Annotated in this window: 21 protein-coding genes; 11 read left to right on the top strand and 10 right to left on the bottom strand. The window is 70.4% G+C overall.

Annotated elements, in window-relative coordinates; genetic code table 11:
• Window positions 1-201: 201 nt before the first annotated feature.
• On the bottom strand, window positions 202-1,827 hold the full coding sequence (pgi, locus tag VGE03_RS01445; RefSeq protein ID WP_331044689.1) for a glucose-6-phosphate isomerase: 1,626 nt from the start codon (window positions 1,825-1,827) through the stop codon (window positions 202-204).
• A 113-nt stretch (window positions 1,828-1,940) separates the two neighbouring features.
• On the opposite strand from pgi, the gene VGE03_RS01440 reads away from it, so the two are divergent.
• Complete coding sequence (locus VGE03_RS01440) at window positions 1,941-2,417, top strand: hypothetical protein (RefSeq protein WP_331044688.1); 477 nt, start codon at window positions 1,941-1,943, stop codon at window positions 2,415-2,417.
• A gap of 9 nt (window positions 2,418-2,426) precedes the next feature.
• Here the strand turns inward: VGE03_RS01440 and VGE03_RS01435 are convergent, their stop codons facing one another.
• From VGE03_RS01435 to VGE03_RS01420, 4 genes are all read right to left on the bottom strand, one after another.
• Window positions 2,427-3,095: a thioredoxin family protein gene (locus tag VGE03_RS01435; protein ID WP_331044687.1), complete on the bottom strand. Its 669-nt coding sequence runs from the start codon at window positions 3,093-3,095 to the stop codon at window positions 2,427-2,429.
• A gap of 20 nt (window positions 3,096-3,115) precedes the next feature.
• Window positions 3,116-5,287, bottom strand: a complete 2,172-nt coding sequence (locus tag VGE03_RS01430) for a protein-disulfide reductase DsbD family protein (protein WP_331044686.1) — start codon at window positions 5,285-5,287, stop codon at window positions 3,116-3,118.
• 67 nt (window positions 5,288-5,354) lie between these two features.
• Window positions 5,355-5,804, bottom strand: coding sequence for an OmpA family protein (locus tag VGE03_RS01425; RefSeq protein ID WP_331044685.1), 450 nt, complete (start codon window positions 5,802-5,804; stop codon window positions 5,355-5,357).
• Between the two features lie 88 nt (window positions 5,805-5,892).
• The gene (locus VGE03_RS01420) at window positions 5,893-6,237 is read right to left on the bottom strand and encodes a YMGG-like glycine zipper-containing protein (RefSeq protein ID WP_331044684.1); all 345 of its coding nucleotides are present in this window, start codon (window positions 6,235-6,237) and stop codon (window positions 5,893-5,895) included.
• Between the two features lie 159 nt (window positions 6,238-6,396).
• On the opposite strand from VGE03_RS01420, the gene VGE03_RS01415 reads away from it, so the two are divergent.
• The 6 genes from VGE03_RS01415 to VGE03_RS01390 all read left to right on the top strand — a co-directional run bounded on the left by VGE03_RS01415 (window position 6,397) and on the right by VGE03_RS01390 (window position 12,694).
• Entirely contained in the window at window positions 6,397-6,735 is a 339-nt protein-coding gene (locus tag VGE03_RS01415) for a hypothetical protein (RefSeq protein WP_331044683.1), read from the top strand.
• 108 nt (window positions 6,736-6,843) lie between these two features.
• Entirely contained in the window at window positions 6,844-7,764 is a 921-nt protein-coding gene (locus VGE03_RS01410) for a diacylglycerol/lipid kinase family protein (protein WP_331044682.1), read from the top strand.
• Window positions 7,764-8,615 carry a metallophosphoesterase gene (locus tag VGE03_RS01405; RefSeq protein WP_331044681.1) on the top strand — a complete coding sequence of 284 codons (852 nt, stop codon included), beginning with the start codon at window positions 7,764-7,766 and terminating at the stop codon, window positions 8,613-8,615. The genes VGE03_RS01410 and VGE03_RS01405 overlap by 1 nt, the downstream gene beginning before the upstream one ends.
• 37 nt (window positions 8,616-8,652) lie before the next feature.
• Window positions 8,653-9,876, top strand: a complete 1,224-nt coding sequence (locus VGE03_RS01400; protein WP_331044680.1) for a TIGR03862 family flavoprotein — start codon at window positions 8,653-8,655, stop codon at window positions 9,874-9,876.
• 18 nt (window positions 9,877-9,894) lie between these two features.
• The gene (locus VGE03_RS01395; RefSeq protein WP_331044679.1) at window positions 9,895-11,526 is read left to right on the top strand and encodes a M28 family peptidase; all 1,632 of its coding nucleotides are present in this window, start codon (window positions 9,895-9,897) and stop codon (window positions 11,524-11,526) included.
• A 31-nt stretch (window positions 11,527-11,557) separates the two neighbouring features.
• Window positions 11,558-12,694 (top strand): serine hydrolase domain-containing protein, encoded by a 1,137-nt coding sequence (locus VGE03_RS01390; RefSeq protein ID WP_331044678.1) that lies wholly within the window; start codon window positions 11,558-11,560, stop codon window positions 12,692-12,694.
• On the opposite strand, the gene rarD is transcribed toward VGE03_RS01390, so the two are convergent.
• Together rarD and VGE03_RS01380 are read right to left on the bottom strand one after the other, a co-directional pair.
• On the bottom strand, window positions 12,691-13,629 hold the full coding sequence (gene rarD / locus VGE03_RS01385; RefSeq protein ID WP_331044677.1) for an EamA family transporter RarD: 939 nt from the start codon (window positions 13,627-13,629) through the stop codon (window positions 12,691-12,693). The genes VGE03_RS01390 and rarD overlap by 4 nt on opposite strands.
• 40 nt (window positions 13,630-13,669) lie before the next feature.
• Complete coding sequence (locus tag VGE03_RS01380; RefSeq protein WP_331044676.1) at window positions 13,670-14,716, bottom strand: aspartate-semialdehyde dehydrogenase; 1,047 nt, start codon at window positions 14,714-14,716, stop codon at window positions 13,670-13,672.
• A 223-nt stretch (window positions 14,717-14,939) separates the two neighbouring features.
• On the opposite strand from VGE03_RS01380, the gene zapE reads away from it, so the two are divergent.
• Both zapE and VGE03_RS01370 read left to right on the top strand, forming a co-directional pair.
• Complete coding sequence (gene zapE / locus VGE03_RS01375) at window positions 14,940-16,034, top strand: cell division protein ZapE (RefSeq protein WP_331044675.1); 1,095 nt, start codon at window positions 14,940-14,942, stop codon at window positions 16,032-16,034.
• 59 nt (window positions 16,035-16,093) lie between these two features.
• Window positions 16,094-16,642, top strand: coding sequence for a hypothetical protein (locus VGE03_RS01370; protein WP_331044674.1), 549 nt, complete (start codon window positions 16,094-16,096; stop codon window positions 16,640-16,642).
• Between the two features lie 16 nt (window positions 16,643-16,658).
• Here the strand turns inward: VGE03_RS01370 and VGE03_RS01365 are convergent, their stop codons facing one another.
• Both VGE03_RS01365 and mdh read right to left on the bottom strand, forming a co-directional pair.
• Window positions 16,659-16,964 (bottom strand): hypothetical protein, encoded by a 306-nt coding sequence (locus VGE03_RS01365; RefSeq protein WP_331044673.1) that lies wholly within the window; start codon window positions 16,962-16,964, stop codon window positions 16,659-16,661.
• Window positions 16,965-17,189: 225 nt separating this feature from the next.
• Window positions 17,190-18,152 carry a malate dehydrogenase gene (gene mdh / locus VGE03_RS01360; RefSeq protein ID WP_331044672.1) on the bottom strand — a complete coding sequence of 321 codons (963 nt, stop codon included), beginning with the start codon at window positions 18,150-18,152 and terminating at the stop codon, window positions 17,190-17,192.
• A gap of 121 nt (window positions 18,153-18,273) precedes the next feature.
• Here mdh and VGE03_RS01355 point away from each other — a divergent pair, with 121 nt between their 5' ends.
• Window positions 18,274-19,065: an EcsC family protein gene (locus tag VGE03_RS01355; RefSeq protein WP_331044671.1), complete on the top strand. Its 792-nt coding sequence runs from the start codon at window positions 18,274-18,276 to the stop codon at window positions 19,063-19,065.
• Here VGE03_RS01355 and VGE03_RS01350 read toward each other — a convergent pair.
• A complete protein-coding gene (locus tag VGE03_RS01350) occupies window positions 19,062-22,109 on the bottom strand; it encodes a DUF2339 domain-containing protein (protein ID WP_331044670.1) in 3,048 nt (1,015 codons plus the stop codon). The genes VGE03_RS01355 and VGE03_RS01350 overlap by 4 nt on opposite strands.
• A gap of 216 nt (window positions 22,110-22,325) precedes the next feature.
• On the opposite strand from VGE03_RS01350, the gene katG reads away from it, so the two are divergent.
• A complete protein-coding gene (gene katG / locus VGE03_RS01345) occupies window positions 22,326-24,536 on the top strand; it encodes a catalase/peroxidase HPI (RefSeq protein ID WP_331044669.1) in 2,211 nt (736 codons plus the stop codon).
• The last annotated feature ends 94 nt before the right edge of the window (window positions 24,537-24,630 follow it).

Genomic DNA, 24,630 nt, shown 5'->3' with positions numbered 1-24,630 from the left:
TCCGCCGACAGCGGATTCAGGCGCGGATCGCCGCGTCGTGCGTCATGGGCGACCAACGCCCGCCCCAGCACCATCAGCCCCGCGCCGTGAATAGCCACGGTCGCGAGAACCATGACGGTCGCGACGGCCAGTTCGATCAACAGCTGCATGCGCCCCTCTCTGCGTCCGTCGCGTCAACGCGGCCGGGGAGGTTTCGTTCGGCTAGCCCATCAGTCGGGCCATCAACGACGCCGTCGACGGGTCCAGTTCCGCGCTCGGCCCCCCGGCCTCGACGTCCTTCAGGACCGCCCTGGCCAGCACCTTGCCCAGTTCGACGCCCCACTGGTCGAAGCTGTTGATGTCCCAGATCACGCCCTCGACGAAGGTCTTGTGCTCATAGAGGGCCAGCAGTGCGCCGACCGCCTCGGGGCTCAGGGCGTCCATCAGCAGGGTCGTCGAGGGCCGGTCGCCGGGGAAGGTCTTGTGCGGGGCCAGGCGGTCGGCCTCGGCCTCCGGGGTCCCGGCGGCGATCAGCTCGGCGCGCGCCTCGGCCTCGGTCTTCCCGACCATGAGGGCCTGGGCCTGGGCGAGGGCGTTGGACCACAGCGGGGCGTCGCCCTCGCGGTCGTCCATCGCCGCCTCCGAGGTGTGGCCGACGACCACGAACTCGGCCGGGACCACCATCGGCCCCTGGTGAATCTGCTGGAAGAAGGCGTGCTGGCCGTTGGTGCCCGGCTCGCCGAACACGATCGGCCCGGTGGCGGTGTCCACCGGCGCGCCATCGCGCTTCACCCGCTTGCCGTTCGACTCCATCTCCAGCTGCTGCAGGAAGGCCGGCAGGCGGCGCAGGCCGTGGGCGTAGGGTGCGACGGTGCGCGCGGGGCGGCCCAGGCCCTCGACGTTGAACACCTGCGCCAGGGCCATCAGCACCGGCGCGTTCTTCTCCAGGTCGGCCTCGCGGAAATGTTCGTCCATGGCCCGGGCGCCGTCCAGCACCCGCTCGAAGACGTCCCAGCCCAGGGCGACGGCCACCGACAGGCTGACCGCCGACCACAGCGAATAGCGGCCGCCGACCCAGTCACGGAAACCGAAGGTGCGGCCGCAGCCCCAGTCCTTCGCTTTCTCGGGCGCGGCGGTGACGCCGATCAGGTGGCGCACCATCCGGCGCGGCGACAGGCTTTCGGCCAGCCAGGCCTTGGCCAGCTCGGCGTTGGCCAGCGTCTCCTGGGTGGTGAAGGTCTTGGACACGACCACGACCAGCGTCGTCTCCGGGTCCAGCCCTGCCAGCGCCTCGGCCATGTCGCGCGGATCGATGTTGGCCACGAAGCGCAGGTCGATGGTCGGTTCCAGCGGCTTCAGCGCGTCCCACAGCAGGCGCGGGCCCAGATCCGACCCGCCGATGCCGATGTGCACGATGGCGGTGAACGGCTGTTTGGTGCCGCCGGTCTCGGCGCCCGAGCGGATGTCGGCGGCGTACTGGGCCATGGCGGCCCGGGTCTCGTCGACCTCCTTCGACACGGCCTCGCCCAGGGCGTGGAAGTCGGCGCCCTCGACCGCGCGCAAGGCGGGGTGCAGGACCGCCCGGCCCTCGGTGTTGTTGACCGCCTCGCCGCCGAACAGGGCGTTACGCCGCCCCTCGACGTCACAGGCGCGGGCGACGTCCAGCGCGGCCTCGAACCCTTCCGCGCTCCACGACTGCTTGGACAGGTCCAGATACAGGCCCGCCGCATCGACGCTCATCCGGTCCAGCCGACCGGGGTCGGTGGCGAAATGGTGGGCGATGCGGGCCCCGGAATCCTTGCGCGCCACGGCGCGGAGCAGGTCCAGGGCTTGTTTGCGGGCGGTCATCGGCGATCTCGGGGGCAGTCGGCGAATGGGGAGTCGTAAACCCTCGTTTACGGGTCGGGCGTAAGCCGGTTCAACGTCGAATCCGTGATTCGGCAAAACAATTGAGGTTGCTCATGTCCTGCGGCGCCGCCCTCGCGATCTCCCTGTTGCTCACCGACCCCAACGTCGCCCTCGCGGCGGAGCAGCCCCCGGCCGTGGCCGGCGCGCCTGTCTCGGTCGCGAGCGAGCCCCTGTTCGCCGAGATCGTCACCCGGTCGACGGCCATGCGCGGCATCGTCGGCACCTGGATTTCCGCGGGCGCGGCCGACAACGCGGCCTTCGGAACCTCGGAAGAGTTCGCCCTTCTGGTCCGGGACACGACCGCCCTCGCCGACCTCGACATGCAGGGCCACCTGATCCTCAAGGAACGGGGCACGGACGGCGACCTGAAATGCATCCTGCGCGGCATCTCCGAGGACATGCCCAAGAAGGTTGAGGCCGTCCGCACGGCCGCCACCCCGGCGGAACGCCGCGTGGCCCTGGACGAACTTCACTACCTCCTCAACGACAACGTCGAGGTCATCACCGCGCCGCCGCAGCCGCCGGTCTGACGGGCGCGCCTACGCCTCGTCCGCGTACTTCACTGAGCAGCCGTAGGGGCTGGCGAAGGCGGTGCGCACCGGCTTGCCGGAGATGACGTCATCCAGCGCGGCGCGGACGAAATTGGTCGCGCCCTGAAGGTCGGCGACGTCGTTCGTCGGCTTGTCGTCGATGCCGCCGACATAGACCAGCCGCCCCTCGCGATCGATGATCCGCATGTCCGGGGTGGTCTTCGCGCCGTAGGTGCGGCCGACCCGGCCGTCCGGGTCCAGAAGCAGATGGGTCGAATGGGCGCCGGTCCGGGCCTTCCAGCTTCGGGCGCCGTCGCCCTCGACGAAGCCCTGCGTTCCCGGCGCGGATGAGATGACGCTCAGCCAGACCACGCCGTCCTCGCCCGCCTCCCGCTGCAGGGCCTGCATGGCGCCGGAGTAGTGCTTCTGCACATAGGGGCAGCCTTCATTGGTCCACTCCAGGACCACGATCTTTCCGCGGAAATCCGCCAGGCTGCGCTGTACGCCGTCGGCGTCGACCAGGGTGAAGGCCGGCGCCTGGGCCCCGGGCATGGGCATGCCGGCCGCAGCCGGAGCGGCCGCCGCGGGCGCCCCGGCCTTTTCGGCGGGAGCGTCGGCCTGTTGCTGGCAGGCGGCCAGAGACAGGGCGGCGAGGGCGACGGTCAGGATGCGGGCCACGGCGATCTCCGTTTTGGGGGTCAGGGCTTCAGCGCCTCGACGACGACGCCTTCGGTCAGAAGTTGCGGCAGCACCTCCGGCTCGGCCTGACCGGGGCGATACAGCAGGTACAGGGGAACGCCCGAACGGCCGTGCCGCTGCAGCTCGGCGGTGATCGCGTCATCACGCCGCGTCCAGTCGCCGACCAGGTAGATCGCCCGGCGCTCCGCCATCGCCCGTTTGACGCCCGCGGTGGTCAGGGAGGTGCGCTCGTTGATCTTGCAGGTCACGCACCAGTCGGCGGTGAAATTGACCAGCACCGGACGGCCTTCGGCGAGGGCGGCGTCGACCGCCTGCTGCGACCAGGGCGCGGAGGCCAGTGCGCCGGTCTCGCCCGCCGCCCCGTTCTCCCGGCTCTCGACCGGCGCGCGGGCGGCGAGGGTGGCTGCGCCCAGCGCGACCAGCAGCAGGACGGCGCCGGCGACGGCGTGGATCGCGCCGCGACGGCCCAATGCCCGCTCGCCCTGACCGGCGCCGACCAGCCAGAGGCCCGCCGCGGCGGCCAGTCCGGCGACGAACAGCAGGCCCAGACCCTCGGCGCCCGTCTGGTTGCCGAACACCCAGGCCAGCCACAGGGCGGCGCCGTACATCGGGAAGGCCAGCAGGTTCTTCAGCCGCTCCATCCAGGCGCCGGGACGGGGCAGTTTCGCCAGCAGGCGCGGGCTGAGGCTGATCAGGACATAGGGCAGGGCAAGACCCAGACCCAGCATCAGGAAGACGGCCAGCGCCATCGGCCAGGGCATCAGCAGGGCCGCGCCCAGGGCGAAGGCCATGAAGGGGGCGGTGCAGGGCGCCGCGACCACGACCGCCAAGGCTCCGGTGAAGAAGGCGCCGACGCCGCCCGGCAGGCGGGACAGCGGGCCGGAGCCCGCGTCCTGCAGGCCGCCGCCGACATGGAAGACGCCGGACAGGTTCAGCGCCACCGCCAGCATCAGCAGGGCCAGCCCGGCCGTCACCGGCGCCGACTGCAGCTGGAAGCCCCAGCCCACGGCCTCGCCCGCCGCCCGTAGCCCCAGCAGCACGGCCGCCAGCAGCAGGAAGGTGGTCAGGACGCCCGCGAGGAAGGCCAGACCGTCGCGGCGCGAGCGCTTTGGATCATGGGCCGAGGCGGCGAGGGCCGCCGCCTTCATCGCCAGAATGGGGAAGACGCAGGGCATCAGGTTCAGGATCAGTCCGCCCAGCAGGGCGAACAGCATCGCCTGCCCGAAGACGGCCCAGCCGGTCGCGTCGGGTCCGTTGCCGGGCGTCGGGGCGGCGGCGTCCAGCGGGTCCAGTTCGCCCGACCCGGTGGCCCCCGGCAGGGGCGGGCCGGGTTCGGCGGTGATCTCGAAAGCGCCCTTCGAGGTGGCGAGAACGCCGGAGACGGGCCCCGTCAGGCCGCCGTTCGCCAGTCGCCCGCCCGCGTTCAGCACAAGGGTCAGGCCGTTCGGGCCCCACGAGCCGCTCTGCAGGCCGGCATGGTCGATGGTCCCGCTCTCGAACGGGAAGAAATAGCTGGGCCCGGGATCGCCGCCGGCCAGCGGGCCGCCGGTGGCGGTCAGGGTCAGGACCCCGTTCTCCAGCGCGACCCGGGCGGTGACGCCAGCCGGACGCGGCGCTTGCTCCAGGATGCGGGCGATGGCGGCGCCGTGGGCGGCGTCCTGCGGGGCCGCGCCTTCGCGGATGGGCAGGTCGAGGCCGAGGGTCAGTTCGCGCGGGATGCACATCTCGTCGCTGCACACCAGGAACAGCGCCTTCACCCTCAGCGGCAGGGTGGTTCCGGGCCGGGCGTTCGCGGGGATCTCGACCGGCACGGGCAGATAGACCCGCCCCTCGTAGCCGTAGTTGACCAGGCCCTGCAGCCGTTGCCGCTCGGGAAGCGGCCAGACGATCTCGCCCGCCGTCACCCCCGTCGGGAGGGTCCAGTCCAGCGTCGTCGGTCCGCCGGAGTCGCCGGGATTGCGCCAGTAGGTGTGCCAGCCGGGCTCGATCTGCTGCCGGACGGCGACAACCGCCGTGCCGCCGGGCGCGGCCCAGCGGCTCATGGAGACCAGTTCCGCCTCGATCTCGTCGGTGCGCTGGGGTCCGGCCCCCGGTCCGGTCTGCGCCCATGCGAAACCGGCGGGCGCCAGCATCAGGGCCAGCAGGATCAGAAGGCGGAACAGGCGGCGCACGCGACGGTCTCTCGTTCGGGACCGGGCGACCTTAGCCGCCCCGACCCCCGGTCGTCACTGTCCGCCGTCAGCGGCGCGGTGTCGCCTCGACCACCACCTCGGTCCGGCGGCGCAGGGGCTCGTTGGTTCCTTCCGCCGTCGTGGCGCCCGCGTCGCCCACGGCGCCGAGTTCGAAGGCCGGGGTCGGCCAGCCGGCGGCGACCAGCGCCTCGGCCACCGCCATGGCCCGGCGCTCGGACAGGCTCAGGTTGCTCTGGACGTCGCCCGTGGCGGAGGCCAGTCCCATCACCTGCACCCGCTGGATCTCGCAGCCCTGCAGCTGGGTCGCCGTCAGGCCGATCGCCTGCAGCGCCGCGCTCGTCAGCCGGGCCTCGTTCTCCGCGAAATAGACGTCGAACCGCTTGGTCGCGCACGGAGACGGCTCCGCCACCACGGCGCTCCGGTCCCGGAACCCCGGCGTCCAGGAACACCCCGCCAGCACTGCCGCGCCCGCCGCGATCACGATCACCCGTTTCATCATACCCATCCCCTCTCAACCCACGAAAAAGGGCGGTCCGCCTCTCGACGAACCGCCCCCAAATTCCGGTCTCTACGACCCGCGAATCCTAGTAGCGGCGCGAGCCGTTTTCCCAGTAACACTCGTTTTGACGGCCGTCGTAGCAATAGTAGTACCGGCCCTGGCTGTCGCGGTAACGCTGCTGGTTGGCGCGGTCCTGGGCCGAGCCGCGGATCGCGCCCGCGGCGCCGCCGACGACGGCGCCGATGGCCGCGCCGGTGCCGGCGTTGCCGTCACCCACGTTGTTGCCGATGATGGCGCCGGCGACGGCGCCGATGCCCGCGCCGATGGCGCCCTGGCGCACGGTTTCGTTGGTGCCGCCGTAGTAGGGGTCGCTGGCGCAGGCCGAAGCCATCAGACCCACGGCCGCAACCGCGATGATCGCCTTCTTCATAATGCTATTCCTTCATCCCTCGGGTTTCCCCCTTGGGGTGAGAACGCTGGATAAGCGTGACGGTTCCCCTGCCTATGATCGGGGTTAAGCCTGTATTAGGCTTTGCACCGGCGTTGCGGAGGGCTTCGTCGGGAAATCGGGTGCAGACGGGGGTTTCGTATGCGTTTTTCTGAACCGGTTCGCATGGCGGACGACGATCACAGCCCGGTGTGGGCGCGGACCAAGCGTCGGCGCGGCGCCAACCCGCTGGTCGGGGTGCTGGTGACGCTGCTGGCGGTGTTCGGCGTTCTGACCGCCGTGCTGGGCATCAAGGAACGGTCGCTGGCCGAGGGCGGCGCCATCATGGACGGCTGGATTTCCGCCGGGATCGCTACGGTCAGGGGCGAGGCGCCCAAGGTCGCCGACGAGGCGGTGGACGTCGCGGGCGAAGCGGCCGGCAAGGCGGGTGACGCGGCCCAGGCCGGCGCCGCCGCCGCGACCGAAGAGCTGAAGAAGTAAGCCCTTCGTCAGCCAGGGTCCGCCGGAACATCCGCCCGGGCGAAGCGTTCGGGCGGCATGGGCGAGATAACGGCTACGGTTGAACAACCGGCGGACGCGGCATTGGACGTGGCCGCCGAAGCGCATGAGCTGACCCCGCACGTCGCGATTTCACGCGTGATCATGCTGGTGAATCCACTGTCCGGCAGCGTCGGGCCGCGCGCCGCGGGCGAGGCCGAGGCGATACTGGCCGACTACGGGTGCGACTCCTCGGTCGTCGCGCTGGAGGGCGGGCGCTTCGACGCCCAGATCAGCGAGGCGCTGGACGCGAAGCCGGACGTCCTGTTCGTCCTCGCCGGGGACGGCACGGCGGGGACGATCGCATCGCGGGCGGGCCCGGACGGACCTCTGGTCGCGCCCCTGCCCGGCGGGACGATGAACATGCTGCCCAAGGCGCTGTACGGCACGGCGGACTGGAAGCTGGCCCTGCGCCGAGCCCTGGAGGAAGGCGCGCCCCAGTCCGTGGCGGGCGGCGAGGTCTCGGACGGCGCGTTCACCCAGTCCTTCTATTGCGCGGCGATTTTCGGCTCCCCGGCCCTGTGGGCGCCGGCCCGCGAGGCGATGCGGACCGGCAAGCTGAAACTGGCCTGGCTGCATGCCCGCCGGGCGTTGAAGAGGGCGTTCAGCGGCCGCTTGCGCTTCTCGCTCGACGCCCGACCGGAACGGCGCGCAGAGGCGCTGGTCCTGATCAGCCCCATGATCTCCCGCGCGATGGAGGAGAACACCGGGCTGGAGGCGGCCGCCATGAATCCCAGCGACGCGATGGAGGCCTTCCGTCTGGCGGCCCATGCGGTGATGGACGACTGGCGACAGGATCCGGCCGTCACGACCCGGGCGACGCAGAAGGTGGCCATCCGCGCCCGCTCGCGCATCCCGGCCGTCATCGACGGCGAGCCGGTGCAGCTGCGTCACACCGCCGGCGTCCGGTTCATCCGCAAGGCCTTCCGCGCCCTGGCTCCCGTCCCGCCGGCGGCCGAGGACTCGGTCTAGTGGGGCGTATTCTCCAGTTTTCGGACATTCACTTCGGATGTGAACACCGGCGGGCCTGTTCAGCGGCGCTGGACTACGCCCACGCCAATACCGCCGACCTGATCCTGATCACCGGAGACATCACCCAGCAGGGCTTCCCGGACGAGTTCGACGCGGCGGCCGAATGGATCCGGCGCATGCCCGATCCCCGCTTCGTCATCGTCGGCAATCACGACGTGCCCTACTGGAGTCTGGCCGCCCGCCTGTTCCATCCGTGGAAGGCGTTCGAGCGGGCGACCGGACACCCGGCCCACGATCACCAGTTCCTGAGCCCGGACCTGATGGTGCGCGGGGTGGTCACGGCGCGCGGCTGGCAGGCGCGGCCGAACTGGTCGAAGGGGGTGATCGATCTGGATCAGACCCGCAAGGCCGCGGCGGCCCTGCGTCAGGCGCCGGTCGGGGCGCTGCGGGTGCTGGCCTGCCATCACCCGCTGATCGAAATGATCGGTACGCCGATGACCGGGGATGTGAAACGCGGCGACGACGCGGCCCTGATCTTCGCCGAGGCGGGGGTCGACCTGATCACGACCGGTCATGTCCATGTCCCCTTCGCCCTTCCGATCCAGCTCGGCGATCACTGCTCCTATGCGGTGGGATGTGGGACCCTGTCCCATCGGGAACGGGGCGCGCCGCCCAGCTTCAACCGGATTGAATGGGATGCGGGGGAGATCGTCGTGACCGCAGTCGCCTGGACCGGCGACCGGTTCGAGGACCATCAGGTCTGGCGTCTGCCCCGCCGCCAGGACACCCGCAAGATCGCCACCGCGCCTGACCCCAACGCCCCCGGCGAGCGCGAGGCGGCGGCGGTCTGAGGTTGCGCCGGGCCCCGAACCGCGCTTCAGGTCGGTGATGACCATCGTCCATGTGATCGGCGCCGGACCCGCGGGCCTGATGGCCGCCGAAAGGCTGGCGAGCAGCGGCGTCCGCGTGATCGTCCATGAGGCGATGCCGTCCGTGGCGCGCAAATTCCTGATGGCCGGACGCGGCGGTCTGAACCTGACCCATTCCGAGCCTACGGAGGTCTTCCTGACTCGGTATGCGGAGGCGACGCCGCGCGTTGCGCCCTGGCTTGATCGGTTCTCGCCGACCCGACTGATCGGCTGGGTCGAAGGGTTGGGACAGCCGACGTTCGTCGGAAGTTCCGGCCGGGTTTTCCCGGTGGCGATGAAGGCCTCGCCGCTGCTGCGGGCCTGGCTCGCCAGGCTGGCCGATCTGGGCGTCGAGGTGCGGACCCGGTCCCGCTGGACCGGACGCCGGGACGGCGGCTGGACCTTCGCCGGTCCGCAGGGCGAGACGACCGAACAGGCCGACGCCGTCGTTCTGGCGGTGGGCGGCGCCAGCTGGCCGCGTCTGGGCTCGGACGGATCGTGGGCGGAGGATCTGCGCTCGGCGGGGGTTGAGGTGGCCACGTTCCGACCCTCCAATGTCGGTTTCAACGTCGACTGGAGCGAGGTCCTGAAGGCGCGGTTCGCGGGCGAACCCCTGAAGACCATCGGCCTCAGCCATGGCGGCCAGTCGGTGCGCGGCGACCTGATGTTGACCCGCTACGGCCTGGAAGGCGGCGCGGTTTACGCCCTGTCGGCGGCGCTGCGGGACGCCATCGAGCGCGACGGCGTGGCCGAGCTGGTTGTCGATCTGCGTCCGGACCTGTCGGTCGAGGCGTTGGCGGCGCGGCTGGCCAAGCCGCGTGGGAAGGACAGCGTGTCCAACTGGCTGCGCAAGGCGGGCGGGTTGTCTCCGGCGGCCGTCGGCCTCCTGCGGGAAATCCCGGGTCCGATCCCGGAGGGCGCGGACAAGCTGGCGCGCCGGATCAAGGCGGTGCGTCTGACGCTGACCGGCGTGCAGGGGCTGGAGCGCGCCATCTCGTCGGCGGGGGGAGTCCGGCTTGATCAGGTCACGGATGATCTGATGCTGAAGGCTGTGCCGGGCGTCTTCGTCGCCGGCGAAATGCTGGACTGGGAAGCCCCGACCGGCGGCTACCTGTTGCAGGCCAGCTTCGCCTCAGGCGTGGTGGCGGCGGACGGCGTGCTGGACTGGCTTGGCCTCACGGGGCAGGGTGGTCGTCCTTCCTGACCGTCCGGAGTTGAAGTCATGCGCCTGAAATCGATCCTCGTTTCGACCACGGCGCTGCTCTGTCTCGCGGGCGCCGCGCACGCCCAGCAGGCGGATCCGGCCCGGCTGAACGAGTACACCCGGGTCCTGGCCTCGGACGAGTTCGAGGGCCGTGGCGTCGCGACCCCGGGCGAACAGAAGACCGTCGACTATGTGGTCAGTCGGTTCCAGGCGCTGGGGCTGGAGCCCGGCGGCCCTGACGGCCAGTGGGTGCAGGTCGCCCGATTGAGCCGGACCCAGCAGTCCGGTCCGGCCACCATCACCGCCACCGTGAACGGACAGGTCCGCACGCTGGAGCGCGGCCCGCAGGTGCTGGTGGCCAGCGATCGGCCGGTGGATCGGATCACCCTGACCGACGTGCCGGTGGTCTTCGCCGGCTATGGCGTCGATGCGGCCGAGAAGGGCTGGGACGACTTCAAGGACGTGGATGTGCGGGGCAAGATCATCCTCGTGATCGTCAATGATCCGGACTTCGGCGCGCCGGAAGGGCATCCGGTCGCGGGTCGCTTCGACGGCAATGCGATGACCTTCTACGGGCGCTGGACCTACAAATTCCAGGAGGCGGCGCGGCAGGGCGCGGCCGGGGTGCTGGTCATTCACGACACCCCCGGGGCCGGATACGGCTGGAGCGTGCTGGAGGGCTCGTCGACGGCGCCCGACTTCGACATCGTCCGCACCAACTGGGAGGCCGAGCGGGTCCCGGCCCAGGGCTGGATCCAGGGCGATGTCGCCGCGGCCCTGATCGGGGACGCGGGCCTGGACTACGCCGTCTTGCGGGAACAGGCGCGGACGCCGGAGTTCCGACCGGTCGAATTGCCGGGCGTGACCATGTCGATGAATTTCGGCCAGACCCACGCCAATATCGAGAGCCGCAACATCCTGGCCCGCATTCCGGGTTCGGAGCATCCGGAAGAGACGGTGCTCTACGGCGCCCACTGGGACGCCTATGGCCGCGCCACCCCGCAGAACGGGGACGACATCTATAACGGGGCCGTGGACAACGCGACCGGCGTCGCTGCCCTGATCGAGCTGGCGCATCTGTTCAAGGAAGGGACGCCGCCGGAGCGTTCAGTGGTCTTCGCCGCCTGGACCGCCGAGGAGGCGGGCCTGCTGGGCGCCGAATATTACGCCGCCAACCCGGTCTGGCCGCTGGAGACGACGGTCGCCAACATCAACATGGACAGCTTCCTTCCGGGGACGGAGATTTCGCCCGAGATCGTGGTGATCGGCGCGGGCAAGAGCGAGACGGACCGCTGGGTCGAGCGCCGCGCGACCGAACAGGGCCGCCGCCTGATCCCCGACCCGGCGCCGCAGGCCGGCGGCTTCTATCGCTCGGACCACTTCCCGCTGGCCCGGATGGGCGTGCCGGCCCTGTTCGCCGCCGCCGGCTTCACCGGCCACAACGCGCCCAGCCGCGACTACGTCCAGAACCGCTACCACAAGCCCTCGGACGAATGGACGCCGGACTGGGTGATGGACGCCGCCGCCGTGGACGTGAATCTGCTCTACGCCGTGGGCCGCGATCTGGCCGACAGCCGCGAGTGGCCGCGCTGGAACGCCGGCGCCGAGTTCGAGGCGGCGCGCGAGGTGTCGGCGGACCGGCGGCGGTGACAGGGGCGGGCGTCGGGTCTAGACCCCTCGCATGACCGACCTCCCCGATATCCACGGCGTCTGCCCGCCACGGTTCGCTGCTGTGAAGGACGCCTTCGCCGCCAATTTCATCGAGGCTCCCGAAGGGCTGAACGAGCAGGGGGTGCGGTTCAGCGTCCGGATCGGCGGCGAGACGGTCATCGACCTGTGGGGCGGCTCGGCCGATGCGGCGGGGACGGTTCCGTTCGGCGAGCGGACCCTGACCCCGGTGTTCTCGACCGGCAAGGCGGTGATGGCCCTGCTGATCGCGACCTGCGTGGAGCGCGGCCTGCTGGACTATGACGCGCCGGTTTCCAGCTACTGGCCGGCCTTCGGTCAGGCGGGCAAGGACCAGATCACCGTCGGCCAGATGATGAGCCATCAGGCGGGCCTGCCGGGCTTCGACGCGCCAGAGGATCCGGCAATCTGGTTCGATCGCGAGGCGACCCTGGCCCGGCTGTGCGCCCAGGCGCCGATGTGGGCGCCGGGGACGGCCTCGGGCTACAGCCCCATCGTCATCGGCTATCTGGCGGGCGAGCTGTTCCGTCTCGTCGACGGGCGGACCATGGGCGCGGCCCTGCGGCAGGACTTCCCCGGCCTCGACCTGTGGATCGGCCTGCCGGAGGCCGAGCACGACCGCGTGGCCCAGATGCGCAAGCCGACCAAGGCCACCAATCTGGGTGACATCGACGCGATCAAGAAGGCCGCCTTCCTCGACAAGGGCTCGTCGCCCGGCGGGCGGGGTTCGGCCGAGTGGCGGATGATCGAGATCCCGTCGGCCAACCTGCACGGCACGGCGCTGGACCTCGCGCGGATCGCCGGAATCCTGTCGGACGGCGGCGCCTTCGAGGGCCGGTCTGTCCTGTCGCCCGAGGTGCTGGCCGCCGCGACGCGCGAGCGCATCCACGGGCAGGACCGGGTGCTGCCCTATGAGATGAGCTGGGCCGCCGGCTTCACCCGCAATGCGGGCCTCAACATCTTCGGGACCAATCCGGACGCCGTCGGCCATTGCGGCTGGGGCGGGTCCTGCGTCTTCGCCGATCCGGCGACGGGCGTGTCGGCCGCCTATGTCATGACCCGCCAGTCGCCGCACCTGATCGGCGACCCGCGCGCCCAGCGGCTGATCGGGGCGCTGTACGCGGCCCTCTAGCCGTTCACGACCTCATTGGCGCTGTTCTTCAGCGCCAGCCGGGCCGCCCGCTGGCGCAGGAAGGCCGCGGCGGCGAAGACGCCCGCGCCGGTCCAGATGAAGGCGAACGACGCGATCCGCAGGCCGGTCAGGGGCTCGCCCGCCCAGACGCCGACCGCGAACTGAAGCGTCGGGGCCAGGAACTGGATGAAGCCGATGGTCGACAGCGGCAGGCGTCGGGCCGACCAGGCGAACAGGGCCAGCGGCAGGACGGTCGCCGGACCGTTGGCCAACGCCCACAGCAGGTTGGTCGGGCTGTCGAAACCGGCGCTCGCGCCGGTGTTCACCAGCCAGAGGATCCAGAGCAGGCCCAGAGGCGCCAGAAGCAGGCACTCGATGAACAGGCCTGTTTGCGCCTCCACCGGCACGCGCTTGCGGATGACGCCGTAGCTGGCGAACGAGATGGCCAGGGCGATCGAGATCCACGGCGGCCGACCCAGGGCCAGCGCCTGGAACAGGACGCCGACCGCCGCCAGACCGATGGCGACCCAGCCCCATTTGTCGATCTTCTCGCGGAACAGCCACAACCCGACCACCATGTTGAGCAGCGGGTTGATGTAGTAGCCGAGGCTGGCCTCCAGCGTCGCGTGGTGGGTGGTGGCCCAGACGTAGAGGCCCCAGTTCACCGCGATCAGCGCCGTCGACAGCGTCAGCCAGGCCAGGGTCTTCGGCGAGCGGAACACCGCCAGCACCTGCCCGCCCTGTTTCGCCAGAACCACCAGAAGACCCGCGACGAACACCGCCCAGAACGCCCGGTGCGCCAGGATTTCGAAGGCGTCGAATCCGACCGCGTGCTGCCCCATGAACAGCAGGGGCATCAGCCCCCACAGCACATAGCAGCCGAAAGCGGACAGCAGGGCGGGGCGGCTCGCGTCGGAGCCGGTGGCGGTGGTCATGGGAGCCTCCATCGCCGGGGGAGCGGCGAGACGGAAAGGATCAGACAGTCAGGGTGCGATAGCCGGAGGACGACTTGATCGTCCCCGTCTCGTCCAGCAGCTGGGCGATCTGGACGGCGTTCAGGGCCGCGCCCTTGCGCAGGTTGTCCGAGACGACCCAGAACGACAGGCCGTTCTCGACCGTGTGGTCCTTGCGGATGCGGCTGACATAGACGGCGAACTCGCCCGCGGCGTCGACCGGGGTGATGTAGCCGTCGGCCTCGTGCTTATCGACCACCTGCACGCCGGGGGCGTCGCGCAGGATGGCGCGGGCCTCGTCCGGGGTGATCGGACGGTCGAACTCGACGGTGACGGCTTCCGAGTGACCGACGAAGACCGGGACGCGCACGCAGGTGACGGTCAGCTTGATGGACGGGTCCATCATCTTCTGCGTCTCCATCCACATCTTGGCTTCCTCATCGGTGTAGCCGTCGTCGCGGAACGAACCGATGAAGGGCAGGACGTTGAAGGCGATCTGCTTGGGGAACTTCTTCGGCGTGGCGTCGCCCAGGCCGTAGATGGCCTTGGTCTGGTTCCACAGCTCGTCCATGCCTTCCTTCCCGGCGCCCGAGACGGACTGGTAGGTCGAGACGACGACGCGCTTGATCTTCGCCGCGTCGTGCAGCGGACGCAGGGCGGTGACCAGCTGGATGGTCGAGCAGTTCGGGTTGGCGATGATGTTCTTCTTCGTCGCCAGCTTGACGTCGTCCGGGTTCACTTCCGGCACGATCAGCGGCACGTCCGGGTCCATGCGCCAGGCCGAGGAGTTGTCGATCACGATCGGACCGGCCTTGCCGATCTTCTCCGACCATTCCTTCGAAACGCCGCCGCCGGCCGACATCAGCACGATGTCGACGGTCGAGAAGTCGAACTGCTCGAGGTCTTGGCATTTCAGGGTGCGGTCGCCGAACGCGACCTCGACGCCCTTGGATTTTCGCGAGGCGATGGCGTGGATTTCGTCGACGGGGAAGTCGACCTCCTCGAGGATGTTCATCATCTCCCGACCGACATTGCCGGTGGCCCCGACGACGGCGACGCGATAGCCCATTTGCGTATTCCCTGATGGCGTCCCGGGCCCGGCGGAGAGGAGCCGGACGGAAACGCGAAGATGCAGGCTGCGATGTAGTCTTTCGCAGCCGCGAAGCAATCAGTTTTCCAACCGCCCGCGGACGGACCAGCCTGAGAACCGAGCGGCTTCCCATACAGTGGGCTTATGGCCGAACCGTGATCGACGCTTTTCTCGGCGTCCCGGCGGAGCTATGCCGGGGGCGATGACCTCCCGCATCCGTTCCGCCTATGACATCCGCATCGAGGAAGGCGTCCTGGTCCCGGACCCGGCGCAGGAGCCGCTGATCGCGGCGCTGGAGCGGCTGGAGCTCGATCTGGCGAAGAAGAGCCTGTTCGGCAAACCGCCGGCGGTGCAGGGGCTCTACATCTGGGGACCGCCCGGGCGCGGCAAGTCCATGTTGATGGACCTGTTCGTCTCCAGCTCGCCCGAGGCGCGCAAGACCCGCGCCCACTTCCACGCCTTCATGGCCCGCATTCACAAGCTGGTCGATCAATGGCGCAAGGGGGACAGAAAGACCCGTCAGGCCGTCTTCGGCACCCACAAGGGCGACGATCCTATCGAGCCGATCGCGGAGTTGATCGCTTCGGAGGCGAGGCTGCTGTGCTTCGATGAGCTGCAGGTCACCGACATCGCCGACGCCATGATCCTGGGGCGGCTGTTCGAGGCCCTGTTCGAGCGGCGGGTGGTCCTGGCCGTGACTTCGAACCGGGCGCCGATCGACCTCTACAAGAACGGGCTGAACCGGCAGCTCTTCCTGCCCTTCATCGCCGAGATCCAGAAGCGCTGCGTGGTGGTCGAGATCGACGGCGCGCGTGACTGGCGGCTGGACCGTCTGATGGGATCGCCGGTCTGGTTCACCCCGGACCAGCGCGTCGCCTTCGAGACCCTGTGGTCCGAGCTCCGGGGCGGCGAGCCGGAGGAGCCCGCGCATCTGACGGTGCTGGGCCGCGAGGTGACGGTTGATCGCACGGCGGGCGGCATGGGGCGGGCGACCTTCGAGGAGTTGTGCGCCCGCCCGCTGGGCCCGCAGGACTATCTGGCCATCGCCGAACGCTTCCACACGGTCTTCATCGATGAAGTACCGGTGCTGGGGCCCGCCAACCATCATGAGGCGCGCCGCTTCGTGACCCTGATCGACGCCCTGTATGAGGCCAAGACCCGGCTGGTGGCCCTCGCCGCGGCGCCGCCGGAGGCGCTGTACACCAAGGGCGTCGGCGCCTTCGAATTCGAGCGCACGGTGTCGCGCCTGAACGAAATGGCGTCCGCGGACTGGCTGGCTCACCCCCGGGCGGATTAGGCTCGGCCACAATTCCGCTCTGACGGTCCGGCTGGATCGCGAACCTTACGGAGATCGACATGCGCCGACTGACCGCCCTCGCCGCTTTCGCCACCGCCGCCGGGCTGGTGTTCGCCGCCGTTCCGGCCGCCGCCCAGACGCCGCCGCCCGCGCAGGCCGCGGCCCCGAGCCGGGGCGTGACGGCGGACGAGGTGAAGACCTGGCTCGTCGGTTTGGGCGGGACTGTCGACGGCCCGACCCCCGTGGACGGCGGTGTTCTGCTTCGGGTGCAGGACAGCCCGCTGCCGTGGAGCCTCAGCCTGTTCGGGTGCCGCACCCGCTGTGACGACCTTCAGTACAACGCCATCTTCACCGGCCCGATCACAGAAGCCCAGGTCACGGCGTGGAACCGCGAAAGCCGGTACCTGAAGGCGGTCTGGATCGCGCCGGCGACCCCGGGCGGCGACGCGACCATTCTGGCCCAGTATGACGTTCTGCTTCTGGCCGACGGCGCCGAGCAGTTGCAGGAGCCGACCTACATCTGGCTGCAGTTGCTGACCCAGTTCGCCCGCGCCCTGTTCGCCAATGTCGCGCCGGCGCAGCCGACCGCGCCGCCGGCGGGGAACTGACGGCTTTCCGGAGCGCCTATCGCCGCCGCGCGAAGGGATCGATGACGGTGGTCAGCGGCGCGGAGCAACCGTCGATCCGCCGGTCGAGCAACAGGTCGACGCGCACCGGGTCGCCGTCGCGCTGCATCAGGTCGGTCATGACCGGGCGCGGCGTGGCCGTGGCCAGGGCGGGCCCGGCCTGCTGGATGCGCGGGTTCTCGCAGTCGCCGCGGACGCGGAACCGATAGGTTTGGGGCTGGATCACCGGCGGCGGCGCAGGCTCGGGCCGTACGGTGGCCGCAGCCTCCGGATCGACCAGCAAGGCCAGAATGAGGGGCAGCATGGGCGTCTCCCTTCGTTTCGGCGGGCAGCCTACGCCCTTCCCCAGGTTGCGGCCAGACACAACCGTCAGGTCGGCGCGCAAGAAAAAGGGCCGTGGATCGCTCCACGGCCCTCGTTCTTTTTGGCCCTATCGCTCGGCTCGCGGAGCCTCGCTGCTTGAGGGCGATGCGGTTGCGCTCCAGCAGCGAGCGACCGCGTCGCGAGCGATAGCGCCCCTTTGCGGACCTTAAGCCAGCGACGGTTCAATGTCCTTACAGGCCTGGATGAGGCCTTGGACCGACTCCACCGACTTGGCGAACATCGCCTTTTCTTCGTCGTTGGTGGTGAACTCGACGATCTTCTCGACGCCGGCGGCGCCGATCAGGGCCGGAACGCCGACGTACAGGTCCGACAGGCCATACTCGCCCGACAGCCACACGGCGCACGGCAGGACGCGCTTCTGGTCCAGCAGGTAGGACTTGGCCATGGCGATGGCCGATTCCGCCGGGGCGTAGAATGCCGAGCCGGTCTTCAGCAGGGCCACGATCTCGCCGCCGCCCTTGCGGGTGCGCTCGACGATGGCGTCCAGATCGGCTTGCGACAGGAAGCCGGCGGCGACGGCGTCCGGCAGCGGCAGGCCGCCGACGGTCGAGTGACGGACCATCGGGACCATGTCGTCGCCGTGGCCGCCCAGGGTCCAGGCGTGGATGTCCTGCACCGACACGCCGGTCTTTTCAGCCAGGAAATAGGCGAAGCGGGCCGAGTCCAGCACGCCGGCCATGCCGACGACCTTCTCCTTCGGCAGGCCCGAGAACTTCTGCAGGGCCCACACCATCGCGTCGAGCGGGTTGGTGATGCAGATGACGAAGGCATTCGGGGCGTGGGCCTTGATGCCCTCGCCGACGGCCTTCATGACCTTCAGGTTGATGCCTATCAGGTCGTCGCGGCTCATGCCCGGCTTGCGCGGCACGCCGGCGGTGACGATGCAGATGTCGGCGCCGGCGATGTCGGCGTAGTCGTTGGCGCCCTTCAGGGCCACGTCCTGACCGAAGACGGCCGAGGCTTCCGCGATGTCCAGCGCCTTGCCCTGCGGGGTGCCCTCGGCGATGTCGAACAGGATCACGTCGCCCAGCGCTTCGCGCGCCGCAACGTGGGCCAGGGTGCCGCCGATCATGCCGGCGCCGATAAGGGCGATCTTCGCGCGAGCCATACTGTCAGTCTCCGAGGGTGGATTGTGCGGTGCGATACCGCTGTCGGGCGGCGGTCTAGACCCGCTGGCGCGCGCCTGCAACCGTGACGCCGCGTGAGGTCTGTCCTACCCTGCCCGCCAGATGACCGTCACGCCCGAAACCCTGCCCGAGTTTGTCGCGCCCGAGGATGTGCCGACGGCCCTGATCCCTGTCGCCGACGAGCGGGAGGTGCGGGCGCAGATGGAGGTCTGGCGGGCGAAGGTGCTGAAGCGGCCCGGCCTCTGGGACAGGGCGACGCGCGGAACCCAGGACCGCATCAACCGCGTCATCCCCGAGCGAGTGCATCAGATCATCACCACGGGCGTCGAGGCGATGACGAAGGGCATTCTGTTCGGCTCGGACCTGTTGAAGGCGAAGCCGGTGGCGGCGGGCGGGCTGGCGGCGCGCGAGGAGAAGGCCCGGGCGACGATCCGCGCCTATCGGAACACCGCCAGCATCGAGGGCGGGGTCGCGGGTGCGGGCGGTTTCGTTCTGGCCGCCGCCGATTTCCCGGCTCTGATGGCGATCAAGGTGCGGATGCTGGGCGAGATCGTCGCCGCCTACGGATGGGGGGGAGGTTCCGTGCGCGAACGGCTGTTCGTGCTGCACATCTTCCATCTGGCTTTCGCCAGCGCGCGTCGGCGGCCTGAGGCGCTGGCCGATCTCGAGCGATGGATCGCCGATATCGATCAACCCGAGGTCCTGACTGACTACGACTGGCGAACCTTCCAGATCGAATATCGGGACCACATCGATCTGGCCAAGATGGCGCAGCTGTTGCCACTGGTCGGCGCGCCCGTCGGGGCGGTGGTCAACTGGCGACTGGTCGAGCGGCTGGGCGAGACCGCCGTCATGGCCTGTCGCCTGCGCTGGTTCGCCGAGGCCGACCGCTAGGTCCCGACATCGTCCGGGTCAGGCTCGGCGCTGCGGGCCCGGTTGAGCCGCCGCGCGGCGAGCGCTCCGGCCAGGAACAGGGCGCCGACCGCCAGGAAGGACGCGGCGCGGGTCACGCCCTCCAGTCGGGCGAGATCGAAGAACAGGACCTTGCCCGCCGTGACCAGCAGCACGATCAGGCCCGCCCAGCGCAGGACGACATCGTGCCGGCCCGCGCTGAGCACGAGTGCGCCCAGTCCGAACAGGGCCCACAGCGCGGAGAAGGTCCAGGTTTCCAGACCGCCGCCGGGGGTGTCGACGCCCATATCCACGCCATGGAAGGCGGCGCGGATCATCAGGGTCATCAGGACGAACAGGATCAGGGTGGCGACCGCCGTTCCGGCCCGGTCCAGCGGCGCGGGCAGGCCCCGGAGTTGGGACGCCGCGCCGGCGCCGAGCGCATGCAGGCCGAACAGGAGCGCGACGTGGGCCATCGAGGCCATCGGGTCGGTGTCCGGTCCCCACCACGGACTGGACCACCAGCCGAAGACGACCACGGCGACGGCGATCGCCAGCCATCCCGCCGGCGTCGCGGTCTCGCGCAGGCCCTGCGGCAGTCCGGAAGCCGCACCGATCCGCGGATGGGCGAAGGTCCGGGCGGTGAGCAGCAGCAGGACAGCGTAGGCGGCGGCCTCGGCGCGGCCGATGACGGCGTCCGTCATCGCGTCGCCGACGAACAGGTGGCGCAGCGTCATGACCAGCCACAGGAAGCCGAAGGCGATGCCGTTGATGGTCCAGGCCCGGCTCCAGTTGTCGGCGGGTTTCCGGCGCGCGCCGCAGGCCAGCAGCAGGAGGGCGGGCGCCAGGAAGCTGACAAGCAGGGTGTTCAGCACCGGCGGACCGACAGGCGCTGCGCCGCCACCCCACCAGGGGTTCAGGACCAGCCCCTGCAGCAGCGCTCCGTGCACAACGCCCGCGCCGATCACCAGCCGGGTCCGCCAGCGCGCGATCGGGCCGTCATCTTCGGCCTGCCTCAGGGTGAGCGCCAGTCCGGCGCTGAGCAGCAGCAGGGTCCGCGCCGAGGCCCGGAACAGCTCTCCCGACAGGGCGTCGGGCTGTTGCCCGGAAAGGAGCAGGTGGAGGCCCGCGAACAGCCCGGTCAGCAGGACCAGCAGCGACAGGGTCGCCTGCGCCTCCGCCTCATGGTGACGGTCGCGCCGCATCAGTCGCGCCCCGGCGAACAGCAGGGCGGCGGCCAGCAAGGTCGTGCCTATGGCGAAAGGCAGGGGCAGCGCGCCGGAGAGGGCCGCGCCCATCGCCTCCGGCGCGAAAAGGGCGGCGAGGGAGAACAGACCGCCCGCGACGGCGGTCTGGGCCAGCCCCGGCCAGGAAAGCCGCCGGGCGGCCAGTGAAAGCAGCAGCGCCGCCGCCGCGAACGCCAGCGGCTCGAAGCGACCCGGCAGGGCGGCGTGGAGGGCGAGGAACGACATCTCGGCGGCCGCCGCGAGCCAGAGCACCAGGCCACGGTCTTTCGCCAGGTTCTGCGAGGTCCGGGCGATCAGGGCGGCGGTCAGGAACAGGGCGGCGCCGAGAACCGCCGCGGGCGCCCACGGCAGGGTCAGGACGGCGTCGTCCATCAGGCGCCAGCCGACGCTGGCGGTGACCGCCGCGCCGACGGCGCCGACGCCCAGCAGGACGGTCCGGCGTGATCCGGAAGTCCTCAGGGCGCCGATGAGGGCGGCCAGGGGGATCAGGGCCGTCAGCCCGTGCAGCCAGGGAAGGTCCGGCTGCGGACCGGCGCCCCAGCCCGGGAGGGTCAGGGCGAGAAGGATCGCCAGCACCGCGGATGCGACGGGTGCGGCGAACACCATGGGCGGGATGATCCGCCGCACGGCCGCCGCCGCGCCGAGGATCACCAGCGCGCCTGACAGGGCCGCCGCCGTCGGCGCGCCGCCGCCCGGCGCCAGGGCCTGGAACCACGACAGAAGGGCGGCGAGGGCGGTCAGGACGGCCGCGATCCCGGGCTGGTGACCCAGCACCTTGCGACCGGCGGGATTGGGCTCCGGGGCCTGCCGGCGCAGCCACAGCACCGCGGCGACCGGGCCGACCGCGGCCAGCAGGATCAGGAGCGCTCCCTCGTCCGGCGCCGGGAACAGCGCCAGAAGCAGCAGGCCGATGACGGTGACGAGGGCGGCGTAACCCCACGCGCGCATCGCGCTGATCGTGAATCCGGTGACGCCGATCAGCAGGGCCCAGGCGAGCAGGACCGTGGACGGCCAGGCGTCGATCCCGGTCACCCACGGCGTGACCGCCGCTCCGACGAGGGCGAGCAGGCCGAGCGGCTCGCCGTGGCGCAGCGACAGGGCCAGAAGTCCCAGAGAGATGAGGCCGGTCAGGATGGCGGCGGCGGCGAACGGGATCAGGTCGTACAGGGCGTAGGCGGCGCAGACCGCGCCGTACAGGGTCACCGCCCCGGCTCCGGCGGCGACGGCGGCGGCCAAGAGGTGACGTCCGCCCGGCGCCTGTTTCTGCCGCAGGATCCATTCACTGGCGGCGATCATCGCCACGCCCAGGGCGGCGGCCGCGGCGATGCGCAGCGGCGGGGTGAAGACGCCCTGCTGGGCCGCATAGACCACCAGCAGGAGGCCGCCGAGCGCCAGTCCGCCGCCGCCGATCCACGCCAGTCCGTTCTCGGCCAGCCAGGTCGAGATCGCCGTCCGCCGTTCGCGCGGCGGCTTCACCGGCTCCGGTTCGCCGCTGAAGCGGGGATCGAACGCGGCGGTCGCCCGGGGCGCGGGCGTCTCCATCCGCGCGGCGGCGGGGCGCGGGGCGGGCGTGGTTTCGAACGGGGCCGCCGGCGCGGGCTTCGGCGCAGGCTTGGGCGCGGCGCCTTCCGACCAGCGCGGATCGCCCATGACGGTTTCCAGCGTCTCGGCGGTCGTCGGTTTCTTCTGGCCACCCAGGGCCTTCAGGGCGGCGTCGAGGCGGCGCTCCAGCCGCCGGATCGCCTCGGCCTGCCGGTACACGAAGACCGCCAGCACGATGATCACAAGCCAATGCAGCACGATGTCGGCCCCCGGACGGCTACGCCACGCGCCGGCGCGGGCCGCCGGCTACCGCCGATAGTGAAGCGAATTCCTGCGCCTGCAACGCGTATGGCGAAGTCCGGCGATCACAAGCGTGTCCATAAGTTTGCCTGTTGGTGATGACAAAGTTTATTGATTTTCCCTGTTGTCCGTCCGCGCCTAGGCTCCCGCCACAACATCAGGGAGACGACGACCATGGACGGACACGCCGGCGGAGCCACGCCCCTCAACGACCCGAAAAAGGAACCGGCCGCGCTGCGCAGCCTGCTGGGTCGGACCAATCGCGACTGGTGGCCGAACCAGTTGACCATGGACATCCTGCATCAGCAGGGGAAGTCGGGCGACCCGATGGGCGACGGCTTCAACTACGCGGAGGCCTTCAAGTCGCTGGATCTCGCGGCGGTGAAGCGCGACCTGACCGCCCTGATGACCGACAGCCAGGCCTGGTGGCCGGCGGACTACGGCCACTACGGCCCCTTCTTCATCCGCATGGCCTGGCACTCGGCGGGCACCTATCGCACCGGTGACGGGCGCGGCGGCGCGGGCGCGGGGCAGCAGCGCTTCGCTCCGCTGAACAGCTGGCCGGACAACGGCAACCTCGACAAGGCCCGCCGCCTGCTGTGGCCGATCAAGCAGAAATACGGCGCCAAGCTCAGCTGGGCCGACCTGATGATCCTGGCCGGCAACGTCGCCATCGAAAGCATGGGCGGACCGGTCTTCGGCTTCGGCGGCGGCCGCGCCGACGTCTGGGAGCCCGAGAAGGACGTCTACTGGGGCACCGAGGAGAACTGGGTCGGGGATGAGGGCAACCAGACCCGCATCCGTCCCGATGACGGCGCCGCGCTGGAGGCGCCGCTGGCGGCCATCCAGATGGGCCTGATCTATGTGAACCCGGAAGGTCCGGGCGGCGTGCCGGAAGCCTTGCAATCGGCCCGCGACATCCGCGAAACCTTCGCTCGCATGGGCATGAACGACGAGGAGACGGCGGCCCTGACCGCGGGCGGCCACACCTTCGGCAAGGCCCACGGCGCCGGCGACGCCTCCAAGGTCGGCGCATCCCCTGAGGGCGCTGACATCGCCCAGCAGGGCATGGGCTGGCAGTCGGGCCACGAGAGCGGCATGGGCGACCACACCATCACCTCGGGCATCGAGGGCGCCTGGACCCCGACCCCGATCACCTGGGACATGACCTATTTCGACATGCTGCTGGACCACGATTACGAGCTGGTCCGCTCGCCCGCCGGGGCCAAGCAGTGGCAGCCGGTCGGCAATCCCGAAGAGACCCTCGCCCCGGCCGCGCACACGCCGGGCAAGAAGGTCCCGACGATGATGACCACGGCCGACATGGCCTTCAAGATCGACCCGGCCTACCGCGTGATCATGGAGAAGTTCCGGGCCGACCCGGCCTACTTCGCCGACCAGTTCGCCCGCGCCTGGTTCAAGCTGTGCCACCGCGACATGGGGCCGAAGGTTCGTTACCTCGGCCCGGACGTCCCGGCGGAAGACCTGATCTGGCAGGACCCCATCCCGGCGCCGACCGGCCCGGCCCTCGGCGCCGCGGATATCAAGGCGCTGAAGGACAGGATCGCGGCCTCGGGCCTTTCGGTCAGCGAGCTGGTCTCGACCGCCTGGGCCTCGGCGGCGACGTATCGCGGCTCGGACCATCGCGGCGGCGCCAACGGCGGACGTCTGCGTCTGGCCCCCCAGAAGGACTGGGAGGTCAATGAACCGGCCAGGCTGGCCAAGGTGCTCAAGGTCTATGAGGACATCGCGGCGGGCTCGAACGCCTCGGTCGCCGACCTGATCGTGCTGGGCGGTTCCGTCGGCATCGAACAGGCGGCGAAGGCGGCCGGCGCCTCGATCGAGGTCCCCTTCACCCCGGGCCGGACGGACGCCTCCGCCGAGCAGACGGACGTCGAGGGCTTCGCGGTGCTGGAGCCGCGCGCCGACGGCTTCCGCAACTATCTGCAGGTCCGTTTCAACGTTCCGACCGAGGAGCTTCTGGTGGACCGCGCCCAGCTTCTGGGCCTGACCGCGCCGGAGATGACGGTTCTGGTCGGCGGCCTGCGGGTTCTGGGCGCCAACCACGGCGGCTCGACCCACGGCGTCCTCACGGATCGTCCGGGTCAGCTGACCAACGACTTCTTCGTCAACCTGCTGGACATGAAGACCGGCTGGAAGAAGGTCGACGGCGAGGGCGACGAGACCTTCGTCGGCACCGACCGCGAGACCGGCGAGGAGCTGTGGACCGCGACCCGCACCGACCTGGTGTTCGGCTCCAACTCCCAGCTCCGCGCCCTGTCGGAGGTCTATGCCTCGTCTGACGCTGGCGGGAAGTTCGTGAAGGACTTCGTCGCCGCCTGGGTGAAGGTCATGAACGCCGACCGGTACGACCTGAAGGCCTGATCCGTCGCGGACCGCCCGCCTCTCTCCGTCGGAGAGGCGGGCGGGTTCGGCTGATGGACTTTGCCATGTTGATAACGACGCCTTATGTGGCGCG

Source organism: Brevundimonas sp., assembly GCF_036400995.1.
Taxonomy (GTDB): domain Bacteria; phylum Pseudomonadota; class Alphaproteobacteria; order Caulobacterales; family Caulobacteraceae; genus Brevundimonas.
This window is presented reverse-complemented; position numbering and strand designations above follow the sequence as displayed.